We start from the raw sequence: 9715 nt of genomic DNA on the forward strand, positions 1-9715 counted from the left end.
TCATGAGTTTTCTGGAATCTTTTGGCGGCCTGGCGCTGGCTCTGCTGGGCTCTGGTCTCGCGGTTGGTCTGAGCTGTGTTGGTTCCGCCAAGGGCACCGGCATCGCCGGTGAGGCCGGTACCGGCCTGCTGAGCGAGGATCCCTCCAAGTCCGGTAAGGTCATGGTGCTTCAGCTGCTCCCCGGTACCCAGGGCCTGTACGGCATGGTGGTGTGGTTCTTCGCCCTGATCCGCATGAACTTTATGGGCAACGCCGCCGCCGTGGCCAGCTCCATGACCGTGCAGCAGGGCCTGGCCATCTTCGCCGCCTGTATGCCCATGGCCCTCGGCGGCCTGCTGTCCGCCATCGCCCAGGGCCGCGTGGCCGCCGGCTCCATCAACATCCTGGCCAAGAAGCCCGACGATTGGTCCAAGGGCCTGATCCTGTGCGGCATCGTCGAGTTCTACGCCATTCTGTCCCTGCTGGCCTCCATGCTGATGCTGCTCCAGCTGTAATCATCCCACTGAGAAAAGGGGATTCGACATGAACGGAATCGAAAAAATCACCAGCCGCATCAACGCGGACGTACAGCGGGAGATTGACGAGATCAACGCCCAGGCGTCCGCCGAGGCGGCGGAGATCACCGCGCAGTACGCCCAGCGTGCCAAGCGGGAGTCCGAGGAGATCCTGGAGCGGGGCCGCAAGGCCGCGGCGGAGCGGGAAGAGCGCCTGGCCAGCGTGGCTGAGCTGGAGGCCCGCAAGCTGATCCTGGCCGCCAAGCAGCAGGTGCTGGAGGAGACCTTCTCCCAGGCGCTGGAGGATCTGCTCAGCCTGCCTGAAAAGGAGTACACAGACCTGCTGGCCAAGCTCATCGCCCAGGCCAGCCGGACGGGAAGCGAACAGATCATCTTCTCCCAGAAGGACCGGCCCCGCTTCGGCAAGGCCGCCGTCACCCGGGCCAACGAGGTGCTGGGGGACAAGGGCCATCTGACCCTGTCCGCCGAGAGCCGGGCCATCCAGGGGGGCTTTATCCTCAGCGACGGAGAGGTGGAAGTGAACTGTACCTTTGATACCCTGGTCCGCCTTCAGCGCCGTGAGCTGGACGGACCGGTGGCCAAGGTGCTCTTTGAAGCTGTCTAGCGCCGCTCCGCAGACCGGAAAGGAGGAAGTGTCTTGCACAAAAAGCGGAAAGACACGGATTATCTCAGCATTTCCACCCGGGTGCGGGCCATGGAGAACCGCCTGCTGACCCGGGAGCGCATGGAGCGGATGATTGAGGCGCGCACCGACGAGGAGGCCGCGAAGGTCCTTACCGAGTGCGGCTACGGGGAACTGAACCAGGTGACGGCCAGCGGCCTGGACGAGATTCTGGCCCAGGCCCGGGACGGGGTTTATAAGGATATGAGCTCCGCGGTGCCTGAGCGCAGCCTCATCGACGTGTTCCAGATGAAATATGACTACCACAACGTAAAGGTCCTGCTGAAAGCGGAGGCCATGGGGGTGGAGGAGGACCGGCTGCTCAGCAGCGGGGGCCGCTACGCCCCGGCCAAGCTGGCGGAGGATCTCCGCCGGGGCGACCTGCGGGACTGCAGCGAGACCTTCCGCGCCGCCGCCGCCCAGGCCAAAGAGGTCATGGCTGGCACGGGAGATCCCCAGCTGGCCGACTTCCTGCTGGATCAGGCCTACTTTACCGAGATGACCGCCGCCGCCAAGGACAGCGGAAGCGAGTTTTTGCAGGGCTATGTGCGCCTGCTGGCCGATGCGGCCAACCTGCGCTCCGCCGTCCGGGCCGCCCGGATGGGGAAGGGATCCGACTTTTTGTCCCGGGCCCTGGTGCCCGGCGGAAACGTGGCCGAGCGGTCTATTCTGTCCGCCAAAGGCGGGGATCTCACCGCGCTGTTCCGCAGCGGGCGGCTGTCCGCCGCGGCGGAGCTGGGCGGGACGCTGGTCAACGCCGGGGGCGGCTCCTTTACCGCCTTTGAGCGCCTGTGCGACAACGCGGTGAACGACTATCTCAGCCAGGCCCGGCGGGTCCCCTTTGGGGAGCATCCGGTGATCGGCTACCTCTACGCCCGCGAGGCGGAGGTCACCGCCATCCGGACCATCCTGTCCGGCCGCATGGCCGGCCTGAACGCGGATACCATCCGGGAAAGGCTGCGTGATTCCTATGTATAAGATCGCTGTTTTGGGGGATAAGGACAGCGTCCTGGGCTTCAAGGCCCTGGGGCTGGACGTCTTCCCCTCCGACACTGTGGAGGAGGCCCGCAAAACCCTCCACCGTCTGGCCAAGGAGGAGTATGCGGTGATCTATCTCACCGAGCAGTACGCCGCCAAGCTGGAGCACGAGGTGGCCCGGTATAAGGACGAGCTGACCCCCGCCGTGATCCTCATCCCGGGGAAAGAGGGTTCTCTGGGTATCGGCATGGCTAATGTGAAGCGGGCGGTGGAGCGGGCCGTAGGCGCGGACATCCTATAAAGCGTCCGGCAGCCAGACCCATTTCCCACAAGAGTAAAAATTGGCAGTTGTCAAATTGTCAGTTCCTTGAAAGAAGGTAGAAAGACCTATGGGCAAAATTGTAAAGGTTTCCGGCCCGCTGGTGGTTGCCACCGGCCTGGAGGACGCGAACATGGCGGACGTGGTCCGCGTGGGCGAACAGCGTCTCATCGGCGAGATCCTGAACATGAACGGGGATTCCGCCTCCATCCAGGTCTATGAGGAGACCTCCGGCCTGGGCCCCGGCGCCGAGGTGGTTTCCACCGGCTCCCCCCTGTCCGTGGAGCTGGGCCCCGGCATCATTGAGAATATCTACGACGGCATCCAGCGCCCCCTGGAGGAGATTATGAAGAAGACCGGGGGCAACAACCTGCCCCGCGGCGTGGAGGTCCCCGCCGTGGACCACGACAAGAAGTGGGACTTCAAGGCCACGGCCAAGAAGGGCGACAAGGTCACCGGCGGCGACATTCTGGGCACCGTCCAGGAGACCAGCGTGGTGCTCCACAAGATCATGGTTCCCCCCAACCTCAGCGGCACCATCGAGTCCATCCAGTCCGGCTCCTTCACGGTGCTGGACACCGTGGCCGTTCTGGTGGACGCCAAGGGGGAGAAGCACAACCTGACCATGGTGCAGAAGTGGCCCGTGCGTGTGGGCCGCCCCTATAAGCACAAATATCCCCCCAAAACCCCCCTGCTCTCCGGCCAGCGGATCGTGGACGCCATGTTCCCCGTGGCCAAGGGCGGCACCGCCGCCATTCCCGGGCCCTTCGGCTCCGGCAAGACCGTCATGCAGCACCAGATGGCCAAGTGGTCCGACGTGGATATCGTCATCTACATCGGCTGCGGCGAGCGCGGCAACGAGATGACCGACGTGCTGCGGGAATTCCCCGAGCTGGTGGACCCCCGCACCGGGGAGTCTCTGATGAAGCGTACTGTGCTCATCGCCAACACCTCCGATATGCCGGTGGCCGCCCGTGAGGCGTCTATCTACACCGGAATCACCATCGCCGAGTACTTCCGGGACATGGGCTACCACGTAGCCGTCATCGCCGACTCCACCTCCCGCTGGGCCGAGGCCCTGCGCGAGATGTCCGGCCGTCTGGAAGAGATGCCCGGCGAAGAGGGCTACCCCGCTTACCTGTCCTCCCGTCTGGCCCAGTTCTATGAGCGGGCCGGCATGGTGGAGTGCCTGGGTTCCGACGAGGAGCGCCGTGGCTCCCTGACCGCCATCGGCGCGGTCTCTCCGCCTGGCGGCGACCTTTCCGAGCCCGTGTCCCAGGCCACCATGCGCATCGTCAAGGTCTTCTGGGCCCTGGACGCCTCCCTGGCCTACCGCCGCCACTTCCCCGCCATCAACTGGCTCAACTCACACTCTCTGTACCTGGACACCCTGAAGCCCTGGTACGACGAGCACCTGGGTACCCAGTTCATGGTCAACCGCGACAAGTCCATGTCTATCCTCCAGGAGGAGGCCAGCCTGAACGAGATCGTGCAGCTGGTGGGCAAGGACTCCCTGTCCCCCGGGGATCAGCTCACCCTGGAAACCGCCAAGATGCTGCGCGAGGACTTCTTGCAGCAGAACGGCTTTATGGAGGTGGACTGGTACTCCAGCTACGAGCGTCAGGATAAGATGCTGGCCATGATCCTGGAGTATGACAAGCTCTGCCGCGCCGCCATCGAGAAGGGCGCCCAGACCGCCGACCTGTTCAATATTCCCTTCCGTGAGCGTATGGGCCGGGCCAAGAGCGTGCCCGATGACAAGTACGTCCAGGTCTATGCCGAAATGGAGCGCGAGATGGCGCAGCAGATTGACGCGGCCATCGCCAAAGGAGGTGCTGAGGCATGATTCGGGAATACCGTACCATCCAAGAAATCAACGGCCCCCTGATGGTGGTCCGCAAGGTCAGCGGCGTCACCTACGACGAGCTGGCCGAGATCGAGCTGCCTGACGGCTCCATCCGCCGCTGTAAGGTGCTGGAGGTTAACGGCGACAACGCTGTAGTACAGCTCTTTGAGCCCTCCGCCGGCATCAACCTGGCCGACTCCAAGATCCGCTTTTTGGGCCACCCCCTGGAGCTGGCGGTGTCCGGCGATATGCTGGGCCGTGTGTTCAACGGCATGGGCCAGCCCATTGACGGCGGCCCCGAGATTCTGGCCGAGGAGCACCGGGATATCAACGGCCTGCCCATGAACCCCGCCGCCCGGGACTACCCCAACGAGTTTATTCAGACAGGCATCTCCACCATTGACGGACTGAACACCCTGGTCCGTGGTCAGAAGCTGCCTATCTTCTCCGGCTCCGGCCTGCCCCACGCTAACCTGGCCGCCCAGATCGCCCGCCAGGCCAAGGTGCTGGGCGGCGATTCCTCCAACTTCGCTGTGGTCTTCGCCGCCATCGGTATTACCTTTGAGGAGTCCAACTTCTTCGTGGAGGAGTTCAAGCGCACCGGCGCCATTGACCGCACTGTGCTGTTCACCAATCTGGCCAACGACCCCGCTGTCGAGCGTATCGCCACCCCCCGTATGGCCCTCACCGCTGCGGAGTACCTGGCGTTTGAGAAGGATATGCACGTGCTGGTCATCCTCACCGATATTACCAACTATGCCGAGGCCCTGCGCGAGGTGTCCGCGGCCAAGAAAGAGGTCCCCGGCCGCCGCGGCTACCCCGGCTACCTGTACACCGACCTGGCCACCATGTATGAGCGGGCCGGCCGTCAGATGGGCAAGTCCGGCTCTGTGACCATGATCCCCATCCTCACTATGCCTGAGGATGACAAGACCCACCCCATCCCCGACCTGACTGGCTACATCACCGAGGGCCAGATCATCCTGTCCCGGGAGCTGCACCGCAAGGGCATCAGCCCCCCGGTGGACGTGCTGCCCTCCCTGTCCCGTCTGAAGGACAAGGGCGTGGGCGTGGGCAAGACCCGGGAGGACCACGCCGGCACCATGAACCAGCTCTTCGCCGCCTACTCCACCGGTAAGGAGAACAAGGAGCTGATGAGCATCCTGGGCGAGGCGGCGCTCTCCCCCACGGACCTGCTGTACGCCAAGTTCGCAGACGAGTTCGAGAAGCGCTACGTCTCCCAGGGCACCGACGAGAACCGCTCCATTATCGAGACCCTGGACCTGGGCTGGGAGCTGCTGAGCATCCTGCCCCCCGCGGAGCTGAAGCGTATCAAGCCGGAGTTCATTGAGAAATATCTGCCGAAGAAAGAAAACGCGTAAGGGGGTGGGGTAAATGCCTGCGATCAACGTCAACCCCACCCGTCAGGAGCTCACCCGGCTGAAGGGGCGCCTGCGCACCTCCATCCGGGGCCATAAGCTCCTGAAAGACAAGCGGGACGAGCTCATGAAGCAGTTCATGGACGTGGTGCGGGAAAACCGGGCCCTGCGCAAGAAGGTAGAGGACGGCCTGATGCAGGCCTACGGCTCCTTTACCGTGGCCTCCGCCCTCATGTCCGGCGAGATGCTGGAGCAGTCCCTGCTCTACCCCAAGCAGTCTGTGGAGCTGGATATGAGCTTCCAGAACGTAATGTCCGTCAACGTCCCCGTCTACCAGTTCAAGACCCGCAGCGAGGACCCCGGCGAGGTGTACCCCTACGGCTTCGCCACCACCTCCGGCGAGCTGGACGACGCGGTGGACAACATGGCCAGCGTGTTTCAGGATATGCTGCGCCTGGCCCAGGTGGAAAAGACCTCCCAGCTGCTGGCGGAAGAGATTGAAAAGACCCGCCGCCGGGTGAACGCGCTGGAGTATGTAAAAATACCCCAGATGCAGGAGGCCATCAAGTATATCACCATGAAGCTGGACGAGAACGAGCGGTCCTCCACCATCCGCCTGATGAAAGTGAAGGATATGATCCTGAAACAGTCCATTGAGGAGCGGCGGGAGGCCAACGAGAAGGCAATCCAGGCCTTCGGCGGCCAGCCAGAGGCTCCGGCAGAGGTGTAATACCGCCTGTCAGCCAAAAATAAGGGCGCTTACCAATTCAAGGTAAGCGCCCTCTTGTTTGCCGCGGCAGGCCGGCAGAAGACCTGGTAAGCCGGCGTTTCGCGGTTGTGAATACAGGTTCTAAGAAGGAGGACTATTGCAGCTGAATCTGTCCGTCCTCGATGCGCTCTACAGTAACAAGCGCCTCCACCCGCACACCCATGCGGCGCAGGACCTTGCCGCCCTCCCGCATGGCCTTTTCAATGGCGATGCCTACGCCGGCCACCTCGCCCCCAGACTTGGACACCAGCTCCAGCAAGGACAAAATAGACTGCCCGTTGGCCAGAATGTCGTCAATAAGCAGCACCACGTCGTCCTCCTCCAGATACCGTTTGGATACCCGCAGGGTATACGACTTCTCCATAGAAAAGGAGTGCGTCTCCGCAGTATAAACCTCCTGGTCGATGTAGCCAGTGTGAAATTTCTTGGCATAGATGACCGGCACTTTCAACGCACGGCCCACAAAGCAGGCGATGGCGATGCCGGAGCTCTCCACCGTCAGTACCTTGGTGATCCGCTCCCCCTTAAACCGGCGGGCCAGCTCCTGCCCCACCCGCTCAAGCAGTTCAATGTCCATACAGTGGTTGAGGAACATGTCCACATGGATGATGTCCCCCTCGTCAACCCGGGCCTCCTCCAAAATACGCTGTCTCAGTTCCTTCATGTCGCCCCTCGCTTAAATGTTCAAGATATAGTAGATTTTATTATAACCTACTTTGCCCCACTGCGCAATATTGACAAACAGCCGAAAATAAGGTATGCTAATTAGGTCTGTTGAATCTGACGCAGTTCAGCTTGGCATTGTGAAGTTTGTCTCGCCGATAGAATGCGCTCTGCACAGAAGAGAGGCCGCCATGCGGGATTTTGCAGGGCTGCAAATGATTTCTTGTGTCGGAAATGCGGTTGCCCGCAGGCCGGATGTGATTCTGTCCGTTGCCCTGGCTTGCTTGCGTTGGATGCAATTATATTAGACACGATGCAGCGGTATCGAAGTGGTCATAACGGGGCTGACTCGAAATCAGTTTGGGAGCAATCCCACGAGGGTTCGAATCCCTCCCGCTGCGCCAAAAAGATCAGTCTACAAGCGGGTTTGCGCCGTTTGTAGGCTTTTCTTTTTTGTCTGACCTTCCTCCATTTGACCGCCAGTTCTCTCCTAAAACGTCTATGAAAGCTGGGATTCAAACCTGCTATGCAGCGGCGTATTGGCTCCGCGGTCTGCAATACGCCTGCGGGGTCACTTGATTGCCTGCAACGCACCGCTCAGCCGCTTACCATAGCATCAGCAGAGGACAGCTTGGAATTGCAGTCCAAATGTGCGTAGACGTTGGCAGTAGTCGAGAAGTCGCTATGCCCCAGCCATTCCTGGATTTGCTTCATCGGAACGCCATTCGCCAGCAGAAGAAAGTCGGATAAAACATAACAGGCCCAGCGTACATAGCGGGCAAAGGAGTGATTCCTTTGCCCGCTATTTTATATGGCGCATAAATCAATAGTCACGCTTTAATTTGGAATCAAGAAAAAGTTTCAGGGTATGGACACACCCGAATTGCTTGCTGTTTGCGCTTTCACTGAAATACTTAACTTCTACTGTAAAATGCCGATGAAATAAATAAAGTATATATTTGCCACAAGGGAACTGATAAACGCCATGTTTTCCGATATAAGCAAACAGGCAGATGGGAAGTTATTCTATGACAATCACGCAGATGGTACAAAATCAACATTACCAGCGGATTGGCGAGATTTCTCAAAGAATCCAGGGCCAGCCTCATGTCAATCCTTACGGTACACCCGGCATGAGTTTGAGCGATGCGGGCGATTATCGGAAAATCGTTTCTGTTGACGAGGGCGTGGTGCAGCAGGTCGAGCAGATTGCTTTCGATCACATGAAAAACGACTACGGGATCAGCGACGGCGAGGACATCAGCAAGGTCATCCGGGATTATACCATGTCCCTGGCCCCAGAAAAACGACTCAGTGCGTCATGGATGCTGAATGAGATATTCCATAGCGAGGCCACTCGACTGGGAGAGTTTGTCCATCAGCAAGATACAAGTTGGGATTGGGGAAAGCCCTTTGATACCAGCATCTTGGACGGCTACCGGCAGAGTGTGGATATGCAGATATAATACATTAAAAGATAAAATAGTTTTGATGTAAAGGTATAAAGAGAAAGGCTGGTATATGATATTATGAATGTGGCAAACTTCCCTAATTTTTATAACATCCAGCAAAAGCAGGCACAGCAAAGCGCTCCAATGGATCAGCTCGTTTCCATGCTGAACGACAAAGCGGAGAGGCAGTCTCCGCTGGAGGCCGCGAAACAGGCCCTTCTTGATGCAAAGACCAAGTTGGATGGACATCGGAACGAGAAAATTGAAAACGCATTGAGCGGCTACCGCGCCCTGCGCTCTCGGCAGACCTCCTATAAGGATGAACTGGACGTACAGCAAAAGCAGTTAGAGAATTTCCAAACCTTGAGCAGCCGCCGTGATGAACTTACAAATGAACTGTCCGCTGCCAGAGCTGATTATGAGGCTTACGCCGCAACTGAAACCACACTGGATATTACCCAACACAACAGGCTGTCCCTGCGCGTATCCTCGCTGGAGAATGAGCTTGCATCGGTAAACCATGATATCACTGCCCTTGTCGAGCAGGCAAACCGATACACGAACTCGCAGCGGCAATATACGGATTATTTGAAGAACACCAACCAAAGCGGGTATGCCGCATATGAGTATCAGAGTCAAACTGAATACACCGAGGAAAATTTTGTATCCCAAACCACCAGTATGATTGACCGTATGGAAACAGGGGCTAAACAATGGCGTGATCGTGTATCCTCCTATTGCGAGGAATATGGCCTGACTCCTTATGATTTTGAAAGCTATTTGCAGGAGCGCAACAAGCTAACCGATGCCTATTTTGCCGCGCAGCAAAGAGTTTCGGAATTGTTGTATGCCGCTGGAGGAGCGACTGCGGGGGAAGCGGCCAAACAGAAAGAATCCACGCAGGTCAGCGGCACATTATTGAAGGACAGTTTTGATACGGTAGAGATAAGCGATAGTGCCCTCAAACAATTTCAGCAAAAGCCCTTTTTCTAATGTAAGTAACCCATAACAGGCCCAGTGTACATAGCGGACAAAGGATTTTGAAAATCCCTTGTCCGCTAGAGTCTGTTTAAAACCTGTCAAAGTAACCATCTAAGGATACATGCAAGGCAGACAACAGCCCGGAAATAGAGT

The 9715-nt window shown here is 58.9% G+C and carries 10 protein-coding genes, 1 tRNA gene and 1 pseudogene; 10 read left to right on the top strand and 2 right to left on the bottom strand.

Features of this window, described 5'->3' with window-relative positions; genetic code table 11:
• The first annotated feature begins 2 nt into the window (after positions 1-2).
• The 7 genes from D1159_RS13650 (at position 3) to D1159_RS13680 (ending at position 6428) form a co-directional block, all read left to right on the top strand.
• Positions 3-494 carry a V-type ATP synthase subunit K gene (locus D1159_RS13650; protein ID WP_161846219.1) on the top strand — a complete coding sequence of 164 codons (492 nt, stop codon included), beginning with the start codon at positions 3-5 and terminating at the stop codon, positions 492-494.
• Positions 495-522: 28 nt separating this feature from the next.
• Complete coding sequence (locus tag D1159_RS13655) at positions 523-1119, top strand: V-type ATP synthase subunit E (RefSeq protein WP_161846220.1); 597 nt, start codon at positions 523-525, stop codon at positions 1117-1119.
• A 33-nt stretch (positions 1120-1152) separates the two neighbouring features.
• Complete coding sequence (locus D1159_RS13660) at positions 1153-2154, top strand: V-type ATPase subunit (RefSeq protein ID WP_243152295.1); 1002 nt, start codon at positions 1153-1155, stop codon at positions 2152-2154.
• Entirely contained in the window at positions 2147-2455 is a 309-nt protein-coding gene (locus D1159_RS13665; RefSeq protein WP_202621087.1) for a V-type ATP synthase subunit F, read from the top strand. Before D1159_RS13660 ends, D1159_RS13665 begins: the two co-directional genes overlap by 8 nt.
• 88 nt (positions 2456-2543) lie before the next feature.
• Positions 2544-4319, top strand: coding sequence for a V-type ATP synthase subunit A (locus D1159_RS13670; protein WP_161846221.1), 1776 nt, complete (start codon positions 2544-2546; stop codon positions 4317-4319).
• Positions 4316-5701: a V-type ATP synthase subunit B gene (locus D1159_RS13675; protein WP_161846222.1), complete on the top strand. Its 1386-nt coding sequence runs from the start codon at positions 4316-4318 to the stop codon at positions 5699-5701. The genes D1159_RS13670 and D1159_RS13675 overlap by 4 nt, the downstream gene beginning before the upstream one ends.
• 13 nt (positions 5702-5714) lie before the next feature.
• Complete coding sequence (locus D1159_RS13680) at positions 5715-6428, top strand: V-type ATP synthase subunit D (protein WP_161846223.1); 714 nt, start codon at positions 5715-5717, stop codon at positions 6426-6428.
• Between the two features lie 133 nt (positions 6429-6561).
• On the opposite strand, the gene D1159_RS13685 is transcribed toward D1159_RS13680, so the two are convergent.
• A complete protein-coding gene (locus D1159_RS13685) occupies positions 6562-7131 on the bottom strand; it encodes a xanthine phosphoribosyltransferase (protein WP_161846224.1) in 570 nt (189 codons plus the stop codon).
• Between the two features lie 314 nt (positions 7132-7445).
• Between D1159_RS13685 and D1159_RS13690 the strand changes: the two genes are divergently transcribed.
• Positions 7446-7534, top strand: a tRNA-Ser gene (locus D1159_RS13690).
• 193 nt (positions 7535-7727) lie between these two features.
• Here the strand turns inward: D1159_RS13690 and D1159_RS13695 are convergent.
• Positions 7728-7868 (bottom strand): annotated as a pseudogene (locus tag D1159_RS13695) (tyrosine-type recombinase/integrase); the annotation flags it as partial.
• A gap of 290 nt (positions 7869-8158) precedes the next feature.
• On the opposite strand from D1159_RS13695, the gene D1159_RS13700 reads away from it, so the two are divergent.
• On the top strand, positions 8159-8596 hold the full coding sequence (locus D1159_RS13700; RefSeq protein WP_161846225.1) for a DUF3879 family protein: 438 nt from the start codon (positions 8159-8161) through the stop codon (positions 8594-8596).
• Between the two features lie 63 nt (positions 8597-8659).
• Positions 8660-9574 carry a hypothetical protein gene (locus tag D1159_RS13705; RefSeq protein ID WP_161846226.1) on the top strand — a complete coding sequence of 305 codons (915 nt, stop codon included), beginning with the start codon at positions 8660-8662 and terminating at the stop codon, positions 9572-9574.
• Positions 9575-9715: the final 141 nt, after the last annotated feature.

The organism is Pseudoflavonifractor sp. 524-17 (genome assembly GCF_009935845.1).
In the GTDB taxonomy this organism is placed as follows: domain Bacteria; phylum Bacillota; class Clostridia; order Oscillospirales; family Oscillospiraceae; genus Pseudoflavonifractor_A.

Excerpts from the sequence above, each read along its gene's own strand:
- D1159_RS13650 (WP_161846219.1), top strand. The coding sequence starts at position 3 with ATGAGTTTTCTGGAATCTTTTGGCGGCCTGGCGCTGGCTCTGCTGGGC.
- D1159_RS13655 (WP_161846220.1), top strand. The coding sequence starts at position 523 with ATGAACGGAATCGAAAAAATCACCAGCCGCATCAACGCGGACGTACAG.
- D1159_RS13665 (WP_202621087.1), top strand. The coding sequence starts at position 2,147 with ATGTATAAGATCGCTGTTTTGGGGGATAAGGACAGCGTCCTGGGCTTC.
- D1159_RS13670 (WP_161846221.1), top strand. The coding sequence starts at position 2,544 with ATGGGCAAAATTGTAAAGGTTTCCGGCCCGCTGGTGGTTGCCACCGGC.
- D1159_RS13675 (WP_161846222.1), top strand. The coding sequence starts at position 4,316 with ATGATTCGGGAATACCGTACCATCCAAGAAATCAACGGCCCCCTGATG.
- D1159_RS13680 (WP_161846223.1), top strand. The coding sequence starts at position 5,715 with ATGCCTGCGATCAACGTCAACCCCACCCGTCAGGAGCTCACCCGGCTG.
- D1159_RS13685 (WP_161846224.1), bottom strand. The coding sequence starts at position 7,131 with ATGAAGGAACTGAGACAGCGTATTTTGGAGGAGGCCCGGGTTGACGAG.
- D1159_RS13700 (WP_161846225.1), top strand. The coding sequence starts at position 8,159 with ATGACAATCACGCAGATGGTACAAAATCAACATTACCAGCGGATTGGC.
- D1159_RS13705 (WP_161846226.1), top strand. The coding sequence starts at position 8,660 with ATGAATGTGGCAAACTTCCCTAATTTTTATAACATCCAGCAAAAGCAG.